We start from the raw sequence: 19,063 nt of genomic DNA, 5'->3' as shown, positions 1-19,063 counted from the left end.
GTGATCATTCTAGCGCGTTATTAATCGCTTTTTCGGCGTTTTTTAACGATTCTGCTACGTCTGCATCGGTGGAAATAGATTCCACAATGGTATCACTAAAGATGGCGCTGGTTTCGGTGGCACTGTCTCCAGGCCAGATGGTTGCCGGCCGAATATGTTCCAGTTGTTTCAAGTTAATCTTATATAGAGGATTCTCAGCCACAAAATCTTTTAAATAATCTGGGTCCTCCGCTAAGCCGGTACGAAGAGGTAAATAGCCGATTTGTTCGGTGATCGTTGTGTACCCCTCAGGTCCTGTTACATATTTGATGAATTCCCATGTCGCTGCTTTCTTTTCAGGCGATTCCGGGCGTACAGCAAGGACACTACCGGAGTTAACCGGTATGCTAGGTTTGTCACCAAACTGTGGCAGGGCAGCGCCATATAAATCCCAACCGCCAGCCTCAGAAGCTGCTTTAAATCCGCTGTGCATAGCAGTTGAGGTGATATACATTCCTAAGTTACCTGCCATGAATTGCTCGGGCACATCGGAGGTAGAGCCGATGGCATGAGCACCACTATTGTAGATATCCTTCCATGTTTCCATCGCTTCCATGCCTTCTTCGCTAGCAAAAACGGCTTCAGAACGATCTTCTGTTAAGATGTCCGCCCCATTACTGAAAAAGACGCTATCGGTAACCCAGCCATTGTCTGGTTCCAATCCAAATCCGTCCTTCCCGGTTGCTTCTTTGATTTGCAGGGCATAGTCTTTGATATCTGCCCAGGTTTCCGGCGGATCATTGGGATCTAATCCGGCTTCTTCAAACAGTCCGCCATTTATAAAGACAATCGGTGTACTAAAGGTAAAGGCCAACCCGTACATTTTTTCATCGATTACCCCTAGTTGTAAGGCATTTTCCGAGATACCTTCTAAGTGAGCGTTTAACTCTTCTTCTGGAAATACATCTTCATAAGCCTCGAAGCCCAAATTCATTCTGGAGGCGTCTAAGGTGCCAAACACGTGCTGGACAACATCCACCTCTTTCCCAGCCGTGATATCCGCTTGGTATTGTTGAAAATTAGGGTCGGCTACTGCTTCGACAATGACGCCTTTCTCTTTACCAACCGTATCATTAAAGTCTTGAATTAATTGCTCCATCCCATCCTTCATGCTGGGGATTGCCAAACTATAGGTATAAAAGTTGATTGGTGTAGGATTGTCTGGATCAAGTTCGACCAAATCGGTTGACGTGCTTTCGCTAGCAGTTGATGTCTGCTGTCCCCAAATGCCGCAGCCAGCCAGAAATAACAACAGTAAACCAAATGTTAGAAATATACTTATTTTTTTCATCGTTTTGATAGCTCCTCTTTTAAAAAATAGCTAAACTACGGTCTCTTTAAGCAAGATTTAATTCATAGCTAAAGAGTACTTGATTGTTTTCTGGTACACGAGTCACTTCAATCTGCAGCTGGCCATTTTCAATGGTGCAAATATTAAACGCACTGTTATCAGTGAAATCCGCCTTTTCGCCATCAAATTCTACACCGAAGCAGGTCCCTTCTGCCGCTGATAACAGAAAATGAGGGTAGCTTTTAATCCAGTTTTTATGGATATGTCCGCTTAAAACGGCAATGATTTCTTCATTATCTAGTACTTTCAACAATTCTTCAGAATTAACCAGGCTATGATCACCAAAAGACATATCTTCATCAATCGGATGGTGAACCGTAACCAGGCTTCCAAATTGGGAAGGAACAGCTAGGACATCTTTCAACCATGCTAGCTGTTCTTCGCTGACCCGCCCAGTTCCGCTCTTATCATAACTGGAGTCTAAAACGATGAGACGGAAACCATCGATATCAACGGTATAAAATAATTCGTCTTCACAATTTAACTTCTGATGGAAGGCTTCCCAATAAGCAGGGGTGACATCGTGATTGCCAAGGTTTAGATGGATAGGAAGGCTGGTATGTTCCTCTAGCAGGGATTTTAAGTGCTGATAGTCCTCCACATCCCCTTCATGCACTAAATCACCGGTAACAAGCAAGAAGTCAAGCTTATTCTTGCGGGCTTCGGCAAACTGAAGGATTTTGATTAATTGATCACTAGGATTAGAACTGTTCTTGTCCAGTCCTTCTAGGAAACTTCCTTGATAGTCTTTCAACACATGTGTATCGGTTAAATGGATAAATGATAGTTTGTTCATTGGAACACTCCTCTTTAATAAAATGAATGATTTATTCTAGACAATAGTCTTGTAAGGTCATGCGAATGTCTGCTGTGATACCATATTCTTGGGTTAAAAATTCTTCTATGGTGGCATAATGTGCGAGAATGGCTTGATAAGATAAGGTTAAGTATTGTTCTTGCAACAGGAATCCCTTTTTGAATGGCTCCAACTGTGACGGCGGTATCTTGTCTTCTAGTTGTGTAAAGATTTGCTGGTGATAGTCTTCTAACAAAACATTAGAGTAGAGAAAGTCTTCGACAATATCCTCCCAAGCAACCCCTAAAGCTAATAAAATAATCATCGTACCAATCCCCGTACGATCTCGACCTCCTGCACAGTGTTGAATCAAAGGCAGGTTGTCCGCTGGCTGTTTGACATGTGCCATTAGCTGCTGGAAGGAATAGTTTCCAATTGGTAAGTTGTGATATAATGCCACTAAGAGGTCCGTACCGAAGCTATCTGGCTGTTCTTTAGCAAATAAATCTTCAAGCGATTGACAGCTTGCTTCACCCGTTTCCTTATTGACCGCAACGCGATGATAGTTCACGTTAGGGAGTTGTGGGTCTGGACGATCATTTGCCTCTTGCGCTGTACGATAATCAAAAATGGTGCGAATGCCAAGATCTTGGAATAATTGCTTATCTTCCGTCGTAGCGTCTGTCAGGTCAGCCGAACGAAAGAGTAATCCATGCTTGATCGTGCGACCATTTGTTGTCTTCATACCGCCAAGATCACGGAAGTTGTGCACACCGGCAAGGTTCAAAGCTTGACTTGTTTGCATTACGTTGCTCACGCTCAATTCACATTCTCCTTTACTTTTTGAATAAGGTCAGAGGGGAGGTCCCTACAGTTATCAATCATAGCAGTCGATTGTTAAAGATAGATAAAGCTACTGTAAAATAAACATCAAGATATGGTTAAGTTGTATAAATAGAAGATAGCGTTCATAATGAAATTATATGCATGCCGTTAGATGAGGAGCTATATGAAAGTTTAGGCAAAGCAAAAGCCGAGAAAACAAAGCCAAGAATGGAGGGAAATGATGGGGCCATTTGAAAAATTGGAAGTATATCAGCATTGTATTAATGAACTAAGGCCATTTGAAGGGGAAATGTTAAAGCAGATAAGAGATTTTTATCGGGTCGGATTAACCTGGACATCTAATGCGCTAGAGGGTAATTCCTTAACGGAGAGCGAAACAAAAGTCATCATAGAAGATGGACTAACTGTTGGAGGAAGACCTCTGAGAGATATGTATGAAGCCGTCGACCATGCGAAGGCATATAACCAGATGTTTACACTACTTGATCATAAAGAGATCGTAGAAAACGATATCCTCTATCTGCATCAATTATTTTATCAAAATATTGATATGGATTTTGCAGGTAAATATCGAAATATTCCCGTGTTTATATCGGGTTCTGATTATCCAGTTAGTAAGGTTGAGGAGATACCTTATGAAATAGAAGCTCTATGTAAATGGATCAAAACAGAACGAAATAAGTATCATCCAGTAGAATTCGCAGCCATTCTTCACAAGAAGTTTGTGTTTATACATCCTTTCAAAGATGGCAATGGCAGGGTTGCCAGACTATTAATGAATACCGCCCTTATTCAGGATGGCTATCTTCCTGCACTGATCCCTCCCATTTTGCGAGCGGAATATATTGCTTTACTTGAAAAGGCACATCGAGATGATGAAGCGTTTATTGACTTTATTGCGTCTAGAGAATTGGAATCGCAAAAGGATTTTTTAAGACTGTTACAAGTTCCTTTGCCAAAGGTATAGTGCATGGACTGGCGTAGTATGAATATATCATGATAGAAAGAAAAATCAGTAATATACGAGGAGAATCGACAATGAAACAAAATAAATATGATAACCAAGCATTTTTTGAAGCATACAAAGAGATGCCTAGATCGGTCAAAGGGTTAGAGGCTGCTGGGGAGTGGCATATTGTCAAAGAAATGCTTCCAGATTTGCAAGGAAAGGCCGTATTGGATTTAGGCTGTGGATTTGGCTGGCACTGCCGTTATGTCAAAGAACAGGGAGCTCAATCTGTGATTGGCGTTGACATATCAGAAAATATGATCATCCAGGCCCAAGCAATGACCGATGATCCGGAAATCTTTTATATCAAGGCACCGTTGGAAGAGGTGAGTTTTGATGACGAGCAATTTGACGTGGTATTCAGCTCCTTAGCTTTTCACTATGTCGAAGATTTTTCTGCTATATGTCGGCAAGTATATCCGTATCTAAAGCCAGGTGGTATGTTTGTCTTTTCCGTAGAACATCCCATTTTTACAGCAAGGGCGGAACAGGATTGGCATAATGATAAGGAAGGCAATCACCTGCATTGGCCGGTTGACCATTATCACACAGAGGGATTACGGGAAACGAGCTTTTTAGCGGATAATGTGCAGAAGTATCATCGTACCGTAGCAAGTTATATGAACGATGTCATCCAAGCCGGGTTCAGGATTCAAGAAGTAGAAGAATCCACACCATCGGCAGAAGCACTCGAGGAAATCCCTGAAATGAAAGATGAATTACGAAGACCGATGTTTTTAATGATCGCAGCGGATAAGAGATAAGTGCTGATATCTATACACACGTGTGAGCGCTGTGCTGCAGATAATGCATGAACCCTGGGAGATCCGCCGGTAAAAGGAATAGAAGGATGAGAGATTTAGTACCAACTCGTCATTCCGAAAATGACGTCCAAAATCTCGGTAGAAGCAGTAAAAATGGCCGTCATTCCAAAAATGACGTCCAAAATCTCGGTAGAAGCGTCAAAAATGGCCGTCATTCCGAAAATGACGTCCAAAATCTTGGTAGAAGCAGTAAAAATGGGCGTCATTCCGAAAATGACGTCCAAAATCTTAGTAGAAGCAGTAAAAATGGCCGTCATTCCAAAAATGACGTCCAAAATCTCGGTAGAAGCGTCAAAAATGGCCGTCATTCCGAAAATGACGTCCAAAATCTTAGTAGAAGCAGCAAAAATAGGCGTCATTCCGAAAATGACGTCCAAAATCTCGGTAGAAGCAGCAAAAATGGGCGTCATTCTAAAAATGACGTCCAAAATCTCGGTAGAAGCAATAAAAACGGCCGTCATCATTGGCCAACGAAGACTTGAATAAAAGCTACAATCTCAGATCGTGACGGAGCTCAAATACCGGTGATATGGTTCTAATGAGTATGGCGACTGATGAAAAAACTTTAGCAAAATTGGAGTTATACGAGAAATTAGCCCAAGCAGAAAAACAAAGGAAAGAAGGAGAAAGTTTTTTAGAAGCTGAACAGGTATTTGAAAAGTTGAAAGAGAAGTATGGAGAATAATTTATAAGCACCATTACTATTTATCCTTATCATCATCCTGCCGCTCATCTTCCTTTTGTACGTACTCTTCACGTTCTTCATGGAATTCGCTATGTTCCTGACCTGTAATAGCATCAAATGGAGTATAAGAGTTAGTGGGTCTTTTTTTCTTTACCAATACCTTAATGATCACTACTATTATAAGAATAAAAATAATTCCTGCTATGATAAAAGCAATCAAGATATACAATCCTCCTTATTATACTCATGACTAACACACCACTTCATCGAAACAAATGATAAAACAACCGCCCCCTATCCTCAAAAAACTGTTTCATCACTGTATAGTGACTCGTCTCTTCCAGCGCTTTCTCCTGTAGCCCGTCCTCTGATAGTTCAAGAATCCTGGCATGAGGATAGGCCATTAACATGGGAGAATGGGTAGCAATCACAAATTGAGAGCCCTGGTGCACCAGCTCATCCAGCCGGCTTAACAGTGATAATTGGCGCAGTGGGGACAGAGCAGCTTCGGGCTCATCAAGGACATACAAGCCATTACCGCGAAATCGTTCATTAAAGGCGGCGAAGAACGATTCACCGTGCGATTGTTGGTGCAAGGAAGTACCTCCAAACGAGTCGACTACTCTGCCCCCGCCTGATGGATCTTGATCAATATCTTCCACATACGTGGCTACATTATAGAAGCTTTCCGCCCGTAAAAAGAAATGGTCTTTCGGACGATAGGGTCCCTTGGCGATGCGCAAGTACGCATCCAAATTGGTGTGGGAATCATAGCTGGAGAAGTTAAAATTTTTCGACCCGCCTTCTGGATTGAAGCCTAGTGACACAGCAATTCCCTCTAACAATGTCGATTTTCCCATACCGTTTTCTCCGATAATCATCGTGACATTCGGATGGAAAACGATATCCTGAAAATGTTGTATGACAGGCAGGGTGAAAGGGAACACTTCGAAAGACTCGATAAGCTCCCTTTTCAACTGCATAAATTTGAGGTACTGTGTATCTGTGTTTAATTTCTTCAATTTGATTTCTCCTTACTTAGCACTAAGGATTTTAACGCCTTGTACGATATTCCAGATAAAATAGAAAACACTGACTAAGAAGCAGACAAATCCTGCAACCATCATTGTAATAATGAAAGCAGTTCCCTGATCATATTGAATAAATTGAGTGAATCCAACGGCACTCACCACAAAAAAAGCGAGAATGACAGTCAGTACGGGGATAATATGCGACCAAAACGCTTTTTGGGCATGTCGTTTGCTTTCTTCATCACCAACAATCCAGACCACAATCGGTAAGATGATCGGCGCAAAGAAGATGCTGAAATAACAAAGCGCTGACAATATTTTATTCGTTTCCACTCCAAACACCTCCTTCAGGTTAATAAACAAAGAACCAGTTAATAATCGATAAGCAAATCGAAATAAAAAGAATACTGCCTACCACAGCAAGATGTCGCTTGCGTTGCAGAACAACGATTGCGATATATTCTCTTACCATGGCATTAGGCCAATAGTAAAAGGCTGTTTTGGCACCAATGCCTTGACTGTTCAGTCCTGCCTTACGGGCATAAATACCAGCACGAAACAGATGAAAATTATTGGTGGTAAAAATGCTGTGATAATCTCCGTCTGGTTTGCGATCATCCAGGATTTTTTTAGAGAAAACCATGTTCTCATAAGTATTAACGGATTGATTTTCTTGGATCGTATCCTCGGCAGGAATCCCTTGCTGAATGGCGTACTCCTGCATCGCCTCTGCTTCCGGCCGTTCCTCGTCCGGTCCCTGTCCACCAGAAAGGATAATTTTAGGCGGGGCAGTGACCTTTTTCTGTTTCTGATAAAAGGCGACTGCCTTATTGATCCGATTGGCTAGGAGCGGAGGGACCTTGTTATTAATCAATCCGCTACCTAGTACGATCACAAAATTTTGATCTCTTTTGGGCCGGTTAAATTGATACAATGTATATGCAGTTAAGAAGTTGAACATGTGCAAAAAGAAATACATCGTGATCAGCCCCGCCCCTCCAAATAATGGCTGCAGGTTGTTGGATACCAATTGGGACAGATCCAACATTCTTACCACCAAGAGAAACAACATGCCAAGCCCCAGTAACAGCGTGAGCGAATTGGCTAGTTTTCTTCCTTCCCTGCGCATTAAGGTTCTTGCATTGAGAAACAACCCAACAATCAGGACAACGAAGGCAAATGGAATAAGAATAAGTATGGCTACAATAGGGAATATAATCCAAGCACTCCATTGTGTCGTATCTGTTTGAAAGGTATACATCAGACAAGTAACCAAAAAAGCGAGAATAAAGCTATTAAATAAAAATCCATTAATAATTTTTCGCGGGTCTCGTAGATAAGAAATCAAAAAGATTACAAATAAGCTCAAGGTTAAAAGGGCGATCCAAAGCAATAGATAGTCACCTCTAAACAAATAGGATATGTACAACCTGCATTGTATCATATTTCTCTAAGAGCGCATAGGAAAGGCTTGCCGCTGTTGACAAGAATCAAAGAAATTTATATAATGAAGTGGAAACATACGAGAAGGAGGATTATTAAAAAATGACACACGCGATGCGACTTCGTTTCCCCACTTTGAACTAAGTAATTGAATAGGTCCAAAGGCTCTGTTTGGATAACAGAGTGAACGGGATAAGTCTGTCCTTTTTTAATAATCTTCTTGAACAAGATATGGTACTGGAGAAGAAAGGTGGATACGTCTATCTTTCTTTATTTGTGTAGTCATCGAATGCTGCAGCATAGCTGTATGCTTATTTCGGTATGTTTGATGGATCGGATAGGCACAAAACTCCCTTCACTTGTTATCACAGACAGACCGTCTGTGATTTTTTGTATTTTAAAAAAAGTGGAGGTATGCAATATGGAATTATTATCCTATGAATTAAATAACGTACGAATGACGTATTTAGATAAAGATATTTTGACGATAGAAAGACTGGCAGTGCACCAGTTTGATCGGATTGGGATTGTCGGTAAGAATGGGGAAGGCAAGTCTACCTTATTAAAAATACTGGCAGGTCAAATCGAGCCAACTTATGGTAAAGTTCATCGTCATGTGACAAGTGGTTACTTTGAACAAATAGAGGCTCCAAGCAATGATCCAGCAGATCCAGCCTTATTAGGGAAACTGGCCGTTCCGGAGTCGGACGATCGACTTAGTGGCGGTGAGCAAACGAGGAAAAAGCTGGCGCAATTGTTTAGTGATTATTATGAGGCATTATTGATCGATGAGCCAACCACTCATTTAGATCAAGATGGAATTACCTTTTTATTAGATCAATTGCGCTATTATTATGGAGCGCTTGTCCTGATTAGTCATGATCGAGCCGTTTTGGATGAATTGGTGACTACGATCTGGGAAGTGGACCAAGGTCAGATACGCGTATATGCCGGGAATTACAGTCAATATATCGAACAGAAGCAACAGGAAATCGAACAGCAACAGCAGGCCCATGAACAATTTGTAAAGGAAAAACAACGATTAGAACAAGCGGCGGCAGAAAAAATGAAGAAGGCACAAAAGGTGGCTCAAGCAGGTCGTATGTCGAAAAAAGAGGCCAATGCCAAACCGGATAAATCGTTTATGACGAAATCAAAAGGGTCGAGTCAGAAGGCGATGCAAAAGGCATCCAAGGCGATCGAACAACGAATGAATCAATTGGAAGAAGTCCAGGCAGTGACCGACAAACGACCGATTGTGTTCCATCAGGCGAAGTCCTTAGAACTGCACAATAAATTTCCAATAATGGCCGAGCGCTACACCCTTGATGGCCCGGATCATGTATTGCTTGATCAAACTAGTTTTCAATTGCCACTGGGTGAGGTAATTGCTCTTACAGGGGCAAATGGCAGTGGTAAAAGTACCTTGCTGCAGCAAATAGCGGCACACAACCCGGAGCTAACCATCTCTCCCAAAGCTGAGATTGGTTACTTTCGGCAAATGAGCTATCAGTTTACTAGTGAATCTAGCCTGTTAGATTATGTAAAGGCTCGTTCCGATTTTAAAGAATCGTTCTTACGAAGTGTTTTGCACGCGATGCGGTTTGAGGGCACGGATCTGGCCAAGAATGTTCAATTTTTAAGCGGTGGGGAAGCCGTTCGTCTCCAGTTAAGCTTACTGTTTTTAGGAAGGTACAATATCTTGCTTTTAGATGAACCAACCAATTTCTTGGATATCGATGCCATAGAAGCGCTGGAACGTTTTATTGTTGGTTATCAAGGCACGATCGTGCTGGTTTCTCATGATCAACGTTTTATCGAGCAAACCGCCGATTCTGTTTACCGAATCGAGGATCAGCAGTTAATTAGGCAGGAGGGCAAAAACAGCGTGTATTGAATATTAATACTCCATACAAGCATTAGATGTTTTCTTTTTTACGCAAAAAGGGTATACTAATGTTAGAAACTGAATAAATTAAAAAAGACTAAAGGTGCGCTAACACCTTCAGTCCTACACAATAGCCTAGTTCCCTACAAGGGGGCTGGCACTGTTAAGAGTATTTCCACCCTATTAATGAGCCACTAACTCAAGGGTGGATTTTATTTATGGTTTTTATCTGACATAATCGCAACTATTAACGCTCCGAAACTAATCATTAGCTGCAATATGTGGTAGTGCTGGAGTAATAGGTTGTTTCGCTTCAGTATAAGGAGAGGGAGGTGATGGAATGAATAACGTTTTAGCATTTTGTATTTTAGGGATGGGATTAACTGGTGCCGTTCTAATCTTTTCGGTTGCTCTGTTATTCAACCCTCCGATAGGAAATGTATTGATAATGGTTACTTCTGGTGCATTAACAGCCTTCGTTATATTCGCTATTTCGGCTCTAAAGCTTCGTCGGCGATTAGACGTGTAAGCAAAGAAGAGTATTTAATGAAATGCATAAAGCTAGCATGAAGGGGGTGTTGCATATCAATTATTTAGTTGTGCAACAGTCCCATTTTATTACTCTACCGTTAACAAATGCAATTGCTGGCAGTATGGTTACAGGAAGGTGTGTAGCGATATCAATAAAAAAACAATCAGCTCCACATTATTAATAATAGGTTATATTATCTTAATACTAGTTTATTGGACCATTTATACCGATATACAAGAACCAAATGAAGAGGGGGTTGATCCAGTCGGATTTTTGTTTCGATTTGGTATAGAACTCAAAGAAGCTGTTTTTGCAGGCACTTTCCTGTATGCCGTCGTAATTTTTTTGAGTCGAAAAAATTTCTTAGTGTTAACATAATTTTTGCTATAGTGGGCTTAATCATTTTATTATTTCCCGTCTTATTACATGAATATCTAGAATTTCTCCGTCTTTTTAGAAGAATGAGAGGAGAATATGCCTAAATAGAGAACCGATTTCATTTTAGTTGGTTCTCTATTTTTGTAATTAATTATTCATTATCTACTGATTCTAAGACAATATCTCTAAATGCTGCAGCTATCTGTTCTCCTTGCTCTTGTGTCCGTCCAGGTACATCTTATGTAGTTACAAGAGATCTTCTCAATGCTACAATTGCCGTGTTATTTCCGTTGATATATTCTACAGCCTGTGGATATAGAAAATCTTCATCAGAACCGAATCTATTACCATAAAACTTGGTCTTACACATTTATCGTAACGTGGTTAAGCCATCTAAAAATGAAGGAAATATCCACAAAAATCCTTAAATTCTTCTTTATAACTTGATCTTAAAAAATTCCAGCAAAGGTTGTTTTTTAGTTATCTTTTTATTCTTTATCAAACTCCGACAGAAGACTCCCACCTCAAGGAATGTGAAGGGCATAGCCCAATGAGTAGGTGGGAGATGAATGTCGGTAGTATCCTAAATAGTTGAAAACAGCGAACATTTGTGCTATAATATAATTGTAAGTTGCTCTTTGAAAACTGAAGATAGGAGGTTGTTGCAGGAAAATCGTCTGCAACGTAAAATCTTCAACGTTCAGTCGCCCCACACGACCCGAAGTTGCGAAAATCAAGCTAAAGTAGGACGTGTGGCGAGTCGGGCGTACAAGATATAAAGCACGAACCGTTGGGATGACGGGGTTAGCCTGCTAAAAAACTGGTGGATGCACCGGTGTTCGCAGGAATCTCCCACTTCAAATTTTCATTAGAAAATGAAGTGGGGGTAGTTCAATGCATGGAATCTCAAGATATTATTTGTTCGAATATAGCAAGGTTGTTAGAATTGATTTCACTGGCTTAGAATATGCAGTGGTGTATGCCCACAATAAAGTGAGGGAGATATCATGACCTTTTTCATTTTATTAGCAGGATTGTTTATATTGATTCATATGAAGAAACCTGTAATGTTCAGTAAAACAATATATGAGCCTATTTTTTTACTTGCTTATCTGACAATTCTAACTGTTTATATTATTAATGATACATTTTATTATATGGTACCCGAGAAGGTATTATTATTTGTGACAGTCATTGTTATGCTACCAACTTTCATTAGATTTGTGAGTTATAAAAAAGATGGTAATAAGAAAGTAAATTAAAATATTAAGCGAGCATTTTTATTCATATTTTACCAGAAAATATTTTAGAGTATAGAAACTAAGTCATTTACAGTAGATGAGAACTACAGGAGTGCTATTTAACCTCTAAATGTAGTTTCGCATCGTATACTTCTTCATTGTTAGCTCCATACTGAAGCTGTAAGTGAACAATATATGAATTAATACCCAATGTTATTGAAGGCGCTATCTTAATTGGGATACAATAATAGGGAGAGGAGGAATGTCGAAATGGTAGAGATTGAAACGCCTGTCATCAACAGGAAGCAACCAATGATTTCCGGTGTGATGTGGAAGACGGTGTCAGGGGCTTGTAATCTTGCTTGTGATTATTGCTATTATAGTCGTTGTGGCGGCAGAGCAGGGCATATCGAACGAATTAAGGACGAGGTGTTAGAAAAGTTTATTAAGGAATATATGGCAGCATCTAATGGTGTCGTCAGCTTTGCCTGGCAAGGGGGAGAACCGCTGCTTGCAGGGTTGCCTTTTTTTGAAAAGGTTGTGGCATTGCAGGCCAAGCATGCCCCAAAACGGACAATGATCAGTAACAGTATTCAGACCAATGGAACCATGATTAATGAGAAATGGGCGGCGTTTTTCAAGAAATATAACTTTTTGGTCGGGGTAAGTATCGATGGCCCGGAGGAAATCAATGACCAACGTCGCGTAACCAGTACCGGTAAAGGTAGCTATCAGGCGATTATGAAGGGGATCCAGCATCTACGAGATTACGAAGTGGATTTTAATGTATTGACCGTTATTCATGAAAATAATGTCCACCATGCCAAGGCATTAATGGATTTTTATCAACGGGAACAGTTTGACTTTGTCCAATTTATTCCGTGCATGGACTTTCAATCACAGCATGTGGATCAGCCCGGTGTATTTCACATCACGCCGAGGGAATATGGCGACTTTTTATGTGAATCATTTCACTATTGGTACAATGACGGCGATCCGAAGCTATCGATTCGCTTCTTTGATAACATCTTAGCGGTATTACTGCATCAGCAGGCCGAACTGTGTGTGCACCAAGAAATGTGTCCTAAGATGCTGGTATTGGAACAAAATGGGGATGCATATCCCTGTGATTTTTTTATTCACGAAGATTATCGTTTAGGCAACGTGGGACAAGATACCTTGTCGGAAATAGCCCACCATGAAAAATGGGATGACTTTCTTGCCATGAAACCAAATCTCCCTGACCAATGCAAACAGTGTGAATTTCTCTCCTTGTGTCATGGTGGATGTCCAAGAAACCGAGTAAGCGATCAGACGACGACCGGCGTTGATTATTTTTGTGAAAGCTATCAGCAGGTCTATCGTTATGCCAACAAAAAAATAACAAAGGTTGCCCAGAAAATCAGGAAGACGAATATTAATCACTATTATCGGTCAGGAGAACCCTTGCCAGGGCGAAATGAGTTATGCCTCTGCGGCAGTAATAAGAAATTCAAGAAATGTTGTGAGCCTTTATTAGATAGAGTTTAGTCTTTTTAGCGGATAGCGGGATGGGAACTGCTTTATCGTTTGGAGTGGAAGGTTGACTATTGCGAGAAGTGCATTTCATGACCCTGTATACTTCATAGAATATATATAGTCTTTTGCTGTTGTTTACACTCATCATGGAACATGGTAGGATAAAAACAGAAAACGAAATGAGGGGGGAAAGGATGCTAAAAAAACGATTCTTGATTACATTGGTGATAGCGCTTGCTTTAAGTATAGGCGTTTTTGCTTTGTTTCAAGGGAATGACCAAACAGTTAAGGCAAACGGAAACGATGCGCAACATAGAGAAATGGACAGGAAAACGAAGGAAGAGGAACAAGCGGAGCAACCAAATAGCGAAGCCAGAGAAAAATTAGATGAAATGACAGACGAGGAAATCAAGGACTTATTACATAAAGGTGATCAAGCAAACAAGGGTGAGGCCGAAGTAACAGATGAAGAAGTGGATATGTTGAAATCCATTACACCGGATAAATATTACAATCTAATGGGTATGACGGATGACGAGGTGTTAAATTATATTGATGGCTATCACGCATATATTAATACAACGATCATGCTTTTTCATGAAGAAGCGGAAGAGTATAGCGAGGAATTCTTGCCGGGTAGAGCTGAATTTGAATGGATAAAGGAAAATTATCCGTTCGAAAAGGAATATGACAAAGAATTAATCAATGAAATATTGAATTTAAGAGATGAATTTATGGAAGGTAACCAAGATGCACTGTTCTCATTGAAATATGCCCTTTATGAATTAAATGCTGCAATTAATCCGGAATCTATAGAAGAATCTAGAGCGTACGATCTTTCATTATCCAATGCCGTTAGAATACAAAACGGACGAGAGCCTATAGATGAAGATGAATAAAGAGCGTGGGAATGCCACTTTCTTCTATTCTGACAAGGAAATTAATATCGCTTTCCTACGTAAATCGGGAAAACGAATGAAAAGAGTCAATCCCAAAAAGGGTTGGTTCTTTTTTATGGCTAGCATTAGAAAGTAAGACAATTTGCGTAAATGTCTATGAGAAAAACAATCTAATATATTCTCCTTAACCTATGGTATGTTACTTCCGTTAATGGTACAATTTAACCACACATTTAATCTGGAGGGATATTTCATGAAGCATATCTATATAGTAGGGATTAGTTCTTTGCTAGTTCTTGCTGCTTGTAGTGAACAGCCCACCGAACAAGACGTTCATGTTTCAGGTGAGAGTCAAGAGGAAGATAGCAATAATAACCAAGAAGGGATCACGATTGGATATGAATACAACTGGGAGGATAAACAAAGAGATTTATCTAGTCTAGATTCTCAACTTAATGAAGAAGATTACGAAAACATAAAAACGTTTTTCAGTACATTTTCGCTTCCAGAGGAAGGCCGCTTAAGTCCAGAGGAAGCAGAGAATTATTTTTCAGAAGATGCTGAACTAGACTCGTCAGTTAGCTTTTCAGAAGATAAAATATATTACAAGAATTACTTAATTTTTGATGCCGATACGAATATGACCGTGAGTACAAATATTTGGGGATATGATCCTAATACCTACGACCCGATAGAGCCTTTTGAGACACAGGCTATTGGTTTTTTTATGAGTAAGATTGAAGAAATATATAACAGGGGTTACCTGTCACCAACAGGTGAGAGTGTTCAAGAGTATACACAGCTGTCTGAGGAAGAACAAGAATATCTAGAAGATGAATCGTTTCATGATATCGATCAAGGAGATAACACAAGACCACCTAAAGGTTGGGGTGCATTTCAAAGTGTAATTAACAGTATTCAATCGGAACTAGAATATATCGAACCGTATTTGAAAGAGTACCAAGAATTACACACTTGGTCAGCTGAAACTCGGCAATATTTACAGGTTGCAGATGCTATTGGTTATGATGACTATGAAGAGGCTTATCAATACATTGTAGCAGCAACCATTAATATGGAACGTATGTATCAAATACTTCCGGAGAAGTGAACTGATTTTTTAAATACACTCTTTATTATTCAGAAAGAAATAGCTCTTCTGATAATTTGTATTTTTGTTTATGAATATGGTCTGCTTTAAAGGATCCAGCATTCAAAAAGGTAACCACTCCTTTTTCTTCAGGATGGTAATAAACCGTTTACATAAAAAGGGAAGGCGTAATCTACAAACCGATTGAAAATGAGAAAGTTGCGAAGTTCATAGCGGAATAATTAGATAGTTTTTCGGAACCATCCCTCGATCCAAGGTTAAAAGAAACAAACAATTCTATCATGAGTTAGCCCTTTTACAGTTGGAAAACTTACGATCCCTTAGCGCTGTGGTAAAGAGTAACGAGGAAGGACTACAATTATGTTATTACAAAAAATATCAGAAATAGGTTGGAAGAAATTACTGCTATATATAGTGATTACTATCTTTTTGCTTTGTGCGCTAAGTCTAATTGCTATATTAGGTTCATTACTTTTAATGGATAAATACGATGATCGGTATCAAGAACCAGAAGCACTTGGCATGTATCATGATGAGATTGTAACAAAAAATATAGATTTTGATAGATGAAGCGCTGCAATCATAGTAAATAATCATTCTACACACAAAAAAAGCAGCCACCTTATGTGACAGCTTTTTTGTTAAATTATGCCTGTTTACGTCGTTTCCAAACAATAAGTACCATCCCACCAGCTACTAAAGCGAGAGTTCCTGCTAGAAGTAGATGAGGGGCAGAGGTGGCTGTGTCAGGTAATCGTTCGCCGGCTTCTTCTCCATTGGCGGCTAGTTTATCTTGAAAATCCGCTTTGTTTATCATTCCATGAATCCCCTTTGTCTGATCGACGACCTGGGAGACCTCATAATCTGTGGATGCGCTAAGGTAGGCCAATGCGTTGGCACGATCCATTCCTAATTGATCGGAAAGAAAATCGATCGAATGGCGAGTCGCTTCTTTCATGGCTTCATCCAAATCTTCATTTAAACCTATGGGAATCCAGTAATCCTCTGTTTCCCCAAATAGATGATCAAAATTCATTGGATCACCTGGAATCGCTTCGTCTCCTTGTTTTAAGACGGTAAGTCGGAAGGTTGCTCGGAGGGAACCTTCTAAAGCAGATAAGGCTACTTCACCATCTCCTTGACTAAAGTGAGGATCTCCCGTATAGAATAATCCGCCATCCACTTCAATAGGCAGATAAAGCGTAGATCCTTCCCCCAAATCATTAATATCAATATTACCTCCTGTATGTGTTGGAGGAACAGAATGAATTTCTTCGTCTGTATCCGTAGCAACACCCATCATCCCGACAAAAGGTTGGATGGGAAAGAAGACATCTTCTCCAGGAATTTCACCATACCATTGGTCGCCTCTTTTTTCGATCGGAGTAAAAACAGAAACATTGTTGTAAAGTTCGGGTTGCTCTGTGCTTGCGCCTTCTTGTGGTCCTTCATTCTCTGGAAACTCTCCAGGTAGGGCTCCTTTACCATGTCTGTTGGAGATGACTCCATAAGGAACGCGCGGGATAAGAGAAAGCACTTCTACTTTTAATACATCACCAGGTTCTGCCCCTTCGATTGCAACAGGACCGGTTACGATGTGCGGCCCATCCTCCGCGAAGTCGTGTTCGGTATCTGAACCAGCCAGCTCTTTGGCGTCTTCCAGTACCCCGTCTGGTGCTACGTCAAATGAACCGAAATATGTCTCAGGATCTCTTCCTTGGTCTTCCAGGATCCCCTCGGCGGAAATCGTGTCAAACGTGACGGTATCACCGGAGATAATCTGTAAAACGGCTTCACTGTTCCGATTAGGAATATTCCCCCATTCGATATTTTCAAGTGAGGAAGGAACATAATGATTGCCATCCTTGCCCCATTCCTCATCGGCGTTTAATGGGAATGGCGGAGTTGATGAAGTAGCCTGTAAATCGGTTCCTAGCATGGTACTAGCTAGAGTGATAACACCTACTAAAGACAGTATAATTGTAGTTTTTAATTTTTGCATATGACTCCTCCTGTAAATGGTTATGTATGTATGCTTTCACCATCATAACAAGTACAGCAGGGAAGTTCCTTTCTTGTGTTAGGTTTTCTGACAAACATTTTTTGGTTGTTTACAAGGGAAGGATGTTATTATTGGAAAGTTTGAAAAAAGGCATGATAAGGATAGATTGTAATAAAAGTATCAATAGATGAATTTTATATGAGGGAGGCGCACCTTTTTTTACCTTCTTTGGATCTTCCAACAGAAGGGAGGTGAGCCTATGGACACTAATGATCGCTTTCGGAGCTCTAGTGGCTTTGATCATGTCCGGTAAAAATGCCAAAAAATAACCCCTCATATGCTTGCAGGCGATTGGGGGTTATTTTACTCTAAACAGCGCCACCCCTCTAATGGGGTTACGTTTATTGTGACCGTTCCATGTGATAGTGTGGGCGGTCTTTATTATGATATGTGTTTGTATCGTTTTATACCCTATTTTTCGATCTGAAAACAATCATCAATGATTTGTTATCTATACATCTAAATCGAAATAAATTTGGTAAGGGTAGTGGAAGAAAGTTACTTCCTCCTTTTTATCAGGCTTCAACTTCTCTATTGATAGCAACTCACTATATAGTGGCAAGTGTAGCAAAGTTGAAATTATGTTAAAATAAAAAGTAACAATTTCTATTCACATGAGGTGTTGTATGATAAATAATGATCTATCGCAACCAGATTTGGTATCAACTGATCGTGAGGACATATTGAATTATTTGAAATTTATGGTTAAGGACGTTTTAAAAGAAAGTCCATGTAAAGTCTATCTGTTCGGATCGTGGGCACTTAATGAAGAGAAACATTCATCAGATATTGATATCGCAATGGATGCTCCTGCCGATCTCTCAGAAAAATCATGGGTTGCATTACGTGAACGAATAGAAGAATCTCAACTTCCATATCGCGTAGATCTCATCGATTTACCAAAAGCAAGCATAGAGATAAAAAATAAAATTCGAAAAGAGGGTATATTATGGAAAGACTAATTGAAAGAGTTCAGATGGCTAAAAAGGCATTAGCTTCACTCCAAGAGATTATCTCTCATCATGAAGTGACCGACATAATAAAGGATGCAGCCATTCAAAGGTTTGAATTTACGTTTGAAGCTACTTGGAAAGCTGCTAAGCAATATTTATATGATGTAGAAGGGCTAGATATCGGATCACCAAAGGGAGTTATTCGCAGCTGTCGTGAGGTAGGTCTATTTACGGATCTTCCGAACGAGAAAGCCCACTCCTTTAGGCGTGGGATGAGAGTGAGGTCGGGTACGGGATGTCAATGAAATCAGAATTTTTGTGGCACTTCAAGTATCCAAAAGTTTCTTTCTTTTAAATGATATATTTGTTGAATTTTATAACGGAAATTGATACAATTTGGATAAGAGCGAATATATGTTCCTGATTTTTGTCCTCCGTAGTAAATAGAAGGAGTGAA

General features: G+C 40.1%; 21 protein-coding genes. 12 read left to right on the top strand and 9 right to left on the bottom strand.

From position 1 onward, the window contains the following. Positions 1-4 precede the first annotated feature (4 nt). Genes E0E32_RS19405 through E0E32_RS19395 form a run of 3 tightly spaced genes read right to left on the bottom strand, consistent with a single transcriptional unit; the run spans position 5 to position 3,003 of the window. A complete protein-coding gene (locus E0E32_RS19405) occupies positions 5-1,330 on the bottom strand; it encodes an ABC transporter substrate-binding protein (protein ID WP_130860561.1) in 1,326 nt (441 codons plus the stop codon). Between the two features lie 46 nt (positions 1,331-1,376). Next, complete coding sequence (locus E0E32_RS19400) at positions 1,377-2,186, bottom strand: metallophosphoesterase family protein (protein WP_066190306.1); 810 nt, start codon at positions 2,184-2,186, stop codon at positions 1,377-1,379. A gap of 31 nt (positions 2,187-2,217) precedes the next feature. Continuing rightward, positions 2,218-3,003: a tyrosine-protein phosphatase gene (locus E0E32_RS19395; protein WP_286172033.1), complete on the bottom strand. Its 786-nt coding sequence runs from the start codon at positions 3,001-3,003 to the stop codon at positions 2,218-2,220. 249 nt (positions 3,004-3,252) lie between these two features. Here E0E32_RS19395 and E0E32_RS19390 point away from each other — a divergent pair, with 249 nt between their 5' ends. The 4 genes from E0E32_RS19390 (at position 3,253) to E0E32_RS22405 (ending at position 5,550) form a co-directional block, all read left to right on the top strand. Further along, on the top strand, positions 3,253-3,999 hold the full coding sequence (locus tag E0E32_RS19390) for a Fic family protein (protein ID WP_130860559.1): 747 nt from the start codon (positions 3,253-3,255) through the stop codon (positions 3,997-3,999). Positions 4,000-4,070: 71 nt separating this feature from the next. Continuing rightward, positions 4,071-4,805 carry a class I SAM-dependent methyltransferase gene (locus E0E32_RS19385; protein WP_130860558.1) on the top strand — a complete coding sequence of 245 codons (735 nt, stop codon included), beginning with the start codon at positions 4,071-4,073 and terminating at the stop codon, positions 4,803-4,805. A gap of 120 nt (positions 4,806-4,925) precedes the next feature. Further along, complete coding sequence (locus E0E32_RS19380; RefSeq protein ID WP_130860557.1) at positions 4,926-5,351, top strand: hypothetical protein; 426 nt, start codon at positions 4,926-4,928, stop codon at positions 5,349-5,351. 58 nt (positions 5,352-5,409) lie between these two features. Beyond that, positions 5,410-5,550: a hypothetical protein gene (locus tag E0E32_RS22405; RefSeq protein ID WP_161485683.1), complete on the top strand. Its 141-nt coding sequence runs from the start codon at positions 5,410-5,412 to the stop codon at positions 5,548-5,550. Between the two features lie 16 nt (positions 5,551-5,566). Here the strand turns inward: E0E32_RS22405 and E0E32_RS19375 are convergent, their stop codons facing one another. Genes E0E32_RS19375 through E0E32_RS19360 form a run of 4 tightly spaced genes read right to left on the bottom strand, consistent with a single transcriptional unit; the run spans position 5,567 to position 7,974 of the window. Beyond that, positions 5,567-5,770, bottom strand: coding sequence for a DUF3951 domain-containing protein (locus E0E32_RS19375; RefSeq protein ID WP_066190314.1), 204 nt, complete (start codon positions 5,768-5,770; stop codon positions 5,567-5,569). 43 nt (positions 5,771-5,813) lie between these two features. Next, positions 5,814-6,533, bottom strand: a complete 720-nt coding sequence (locus E0E32_RS19370; RefSeq protein ID WP_130860912.1) for an AAA family ATPase — start codon at positions 6,531-6,533, stop codon at positions 5,814-5,816. 51 nt (positions 6,534-6,584) lie between these two features. Continuing rightward, positions 6,585-6,914, bottom strand: coding sequence for a magnetosome magnetite crystal formation protein family (locus E0E32_RS19365; protein ID WP_066190317.1), 330 nt, complete (start codon positions 6,912-6,914; stop codon positions 6,585-6,587). A gap of 19 nt (positions 6,915-6,933) precedes the next feature. Further along, positions 6,934-7,974, bottom strand: coding sequence for a YdcF family protein (locus E0E32_RS19360; RefSeq protein ID WP_207302305.1), 1,041 nt, complete (start codon positions 7,972-7,974; stop codon positions 6,934-6,936). Between the two features lie 471 nt (positions 7,975-8,445). Here E0E32_RS19360 and E0E32_RS19355 point away from each other — a divergent pair, with 471 nt between their 5' ends. Then, positions 8,446-9,921, top strand: coding sequence for an Msr family ABC-F type ribosomal protection protein (locus E0E32_RS19355; RefSeq protein WP_130860555.1), 1,476 nt, complete (start codon positions 8,446-8,448; stop codon positions 9,919-9,921). Between the two features lie 203 nt (positions 9,922-10,124). Here E0E32_RS19355 and E0E32_RS22900 read toward each other — a convergent pair whose 3' ends face one another. Then, on the bottom strand, positions 10,125-10,271 hold the full coding sequence (locus tag E0E32_RS22900) for a putative holin-like toxin (RefSeq protein ID WP_392388590.1): 147 nt from the start codon (positions 10,269-10,271) through the stop codon (positions 10,125-10,127). On the opposite strand from E0E32_RS22900, the gene E0E32_RS19350 reads away from it, so the two are divergent. From E0E32_RS19350 to E0E32_RS19325, 5 genes are all read left to right on the top strand, one after another. Further along, a complete protein-coding gene (locus E0E32_RS19350; RefSeq protein WP_130860554.1) occupies positions 10,253-10,441 on the top strand; it encodes a hypothetical protein in 189 nt (62 codons plus the stop codon). The two genes, E0E32_RS22900 and E0E32_RS19350, sit on opposite strands and share 19 nt — an antisense overlap. A gap of 1,892 nt (positions 10,442-12,333) precedes the next feature. Beyond that, positions 12,334-13,593 (top strand): anaerobic sulfatase maturase, encoded by a 1,260-nt coding sequence (locus E0E32_RS19340; protein ID WP_286172006.1) that lies wholly within the window; start codon positions 12,334-12,336, stop codon positions 13,591-13,593. A 182-nt stretch (positions 13,594-13,775) separates the two neighbouring features. After that, entirely contained in the window at positions 13,776-14,480 is a 705-nt protein-coding gene (locus E0E32_RS19335) for a hypothetical protein (protein ID WP_130860552.1), read from the top strand. 253 nt (positions 14,481-14,733) lie between these two features. Further along, positions 14,734-15,591 (top strand): hypothetical protein, encoded by an 858-nt coding sequence (locus tag E0E32_RS19330; RefSeq protein WP_130860551.1) that lies wholly within the window; start codon positions 14,734-14,736, stop codon positions 15,589-15,591. Between the two features lie 360 nt (positions 15,592-15,951). Then, positions 15,952-16,161, top strand: a complete 210-nt coding sequence (locus tag E0E32_RS19325; RefSeq protein WP_130860550.1) for a hypothetical protein — start codon at positions 15,952-15,954, stop codon at positions 16,159-16,161. A 76-nt stretch (positions 16,162-16,237) separates the two neighbouring features. Here E0E32_RS19325 and E0E32_RS19320 read toward each other — a convergent pair whose 3' ends face one another. Beyond that, positions 16,238-17,593 (bottom strand): acetamidase/formamidase family protein, encoded by a 1,356-nt coding sequence (locus E0E32_RS19320; RefSeq protein WP_165445091.1) that lies wholly within the window; start codon positions 17,591-17,593, stop codon positions 16,238-16,240. 686 nt (positions 17,594-18,279) lie between these two features. Between E0E32_RS19320 and E0E32_RS19315 the strand changes: the two genes are divergently transcribed. Together E0E32_RS19315 and E0E32_RS19310 are read left to right on the top strand one after the other, a co-directional pair. Continuing rightward, positions 18,280-18,615: a nucleotidyltransferase family protein gene (locus tag E0E32_RS19315; RefSeq protein WP_165445090.1), complete on the top strand. Its 336-nt coding sequence runs from the start codon at positions 18,280-18,282 to the stop codon at positions 18,613-18,615. Further along, on the top strand, positions 18,603-18,911 hold the full coding sequence (locus E0E32_RS19310) for a nucleotidyltransferase substrate binding protein (RefSeq protein ID WP_130860548.1): 309 nt from the start codon (positions 18,603-18,605) through the stop codon (positions 18,909-18,911). The genes E0E32_RS19315 and E0E32_RS19310 overlap by 13 nt, the downstream gene beginning before the upstream one ends. Positions 18,912-19,063: the final 152 nt, after the last annotated feature.

Source organism: Gracilibacillus phocaeensis, assembly GCF_900626275.1.
Classification (GTDB): domain Bacteria; phylum Bacillota; class Bacilli; order Bacillales; family Amphibacillaceae; genus Gracilibacillus; species Gracilibacillus timonensis.
This window is presented reverse-complemented; position numbering and strand designations above follow the sequence as displayed.

What these genes read in the sequence shown, in the direction of transcription:
- E0E32_RS19325 (WP_130860550.1), top strand. Translation starts at nt 15,952, where the DNA reads ATGTTATTACAAAAAATATCAGAAATAGGTTGGAAGAAATTACTGCTA.
- E0E32_RS19380 (WP_130860557.1), top strand. Translation starts at nt 4,926, where the DNA reads ATGACGTCCAAAATCTCGGTAGAAGCAGTAAAAATGGCCGTCATTCCA.
- E0E32_RS19310 (WP_130860548.1), top strand. Translation starts at nt 18,603, where the DNA reads ATGGAAAGACTAATTGAAAGAGTTCAGATGGCTAAAAAGGCATTAGCT.
- E0E32_RS19330 (WP_130860551.1), top strand. Translation starts at nt 14,734, where the DNA reads ATGAAGCATATCTATATAGTAGGGATTAGTTCTTTGCTAGTTCTTGCT.
- E0E32_RS19355 (WP_130860555.1), top strand. Translation starts at nt 8,446, where the DNA reads ATGGAATTATTATCCTATGAATTAAATAACGTACGAATGACGTATTTA.
- E0E32_RS19400 (WP_066190306.1), bottom strand. Translation starts at nt 2,186, where the DNA reads ATGAACAAACTATCATTTATCCATTTAACCGATACACATGTGTTGAAA.
- E0E32_RS19385 (WP_130860558.1), top strand. Translation starts at nt 4,071, where the DNA reads ATGAAACAAAATAAATATGATAACCAAGCATTTTTTGAAGCATACAAA.
- E0E32_RS19335 (WP_130860552.1), top strand. Translation starts at nt 13,776, where the DNA reads ATGCTAAAAAAACGATTCTTGATTACATTGGTGATAGCGCTTGCTTTA.
- E0E32_RS19340 (WP_286172006.1), top strand. Translation starts at nt 12,334, where the DNA reads ATGGTAGAGATTGAAACGCCTGTCATCAACAGGAAGCAACCAATGATT.
- E0E32_RS22900 (WP_392388590.1), bottom strand. Translation starts at nt 10,271, where the DNA reads ATGCTAAAACGTTATTCATTCCATCACCTCCCTCTCCTTATACTGAAG.
- E0E32_RS22405 (WP_161485683.1), top strand. Translation starts at nt 5,410, where the DNA reads ATGGCGACTGATGAAAAAACTTTAGCAAAATTGGAGTTATACGAGAAA.
- E0E32_RS19320 (WP_165445091.1), bottom strand. Translation starts at nt 17,593, where the DNA reads ATGCAAAAATTAAAAACTACAATTATACTGTCTTTAGTAGGTGTTATC.
- E0E32_RS19315 (WP_165445090.1), top strand. Translation starts at nt 18,280, where the DNA reads ATGATAAATAATGATCTATCGCAACCAGATTTGGTATCAACTGATCGT.
- E0E32_RS19390 (WP_130860559.1), top strand. Translation starts at nt 3,253, where the DNA reads ATGGGGCCATTTGAAAAATTGGAAGTATATCAGCATTGTATTAATGAA.
- E0E32_RS19370 (WP_130860912.1), bottom strand. Translation starts at nt 6,533, where the DNA reads ATGCAGTTGAAAAGGGAGCTTATCGAGTCTTTCGAAGTGTTCCCTTTC.
- E0E32_RS19350 (WP_130860554.1), top strand. Translation starts at nt 10,253, where the DNA reads ATGAATAACGTTTTAGCATTTTGTATTTTAGGGATGGGATTAACTGGT.
- E0E32_RS19405 (WP_130860561.1), bottom strand. Translation starts at nt 1,330, where the DNA reads ATGAAAAAAATAAGTATATTTCTAACATTTGGTTTACTGTTGTTATTT.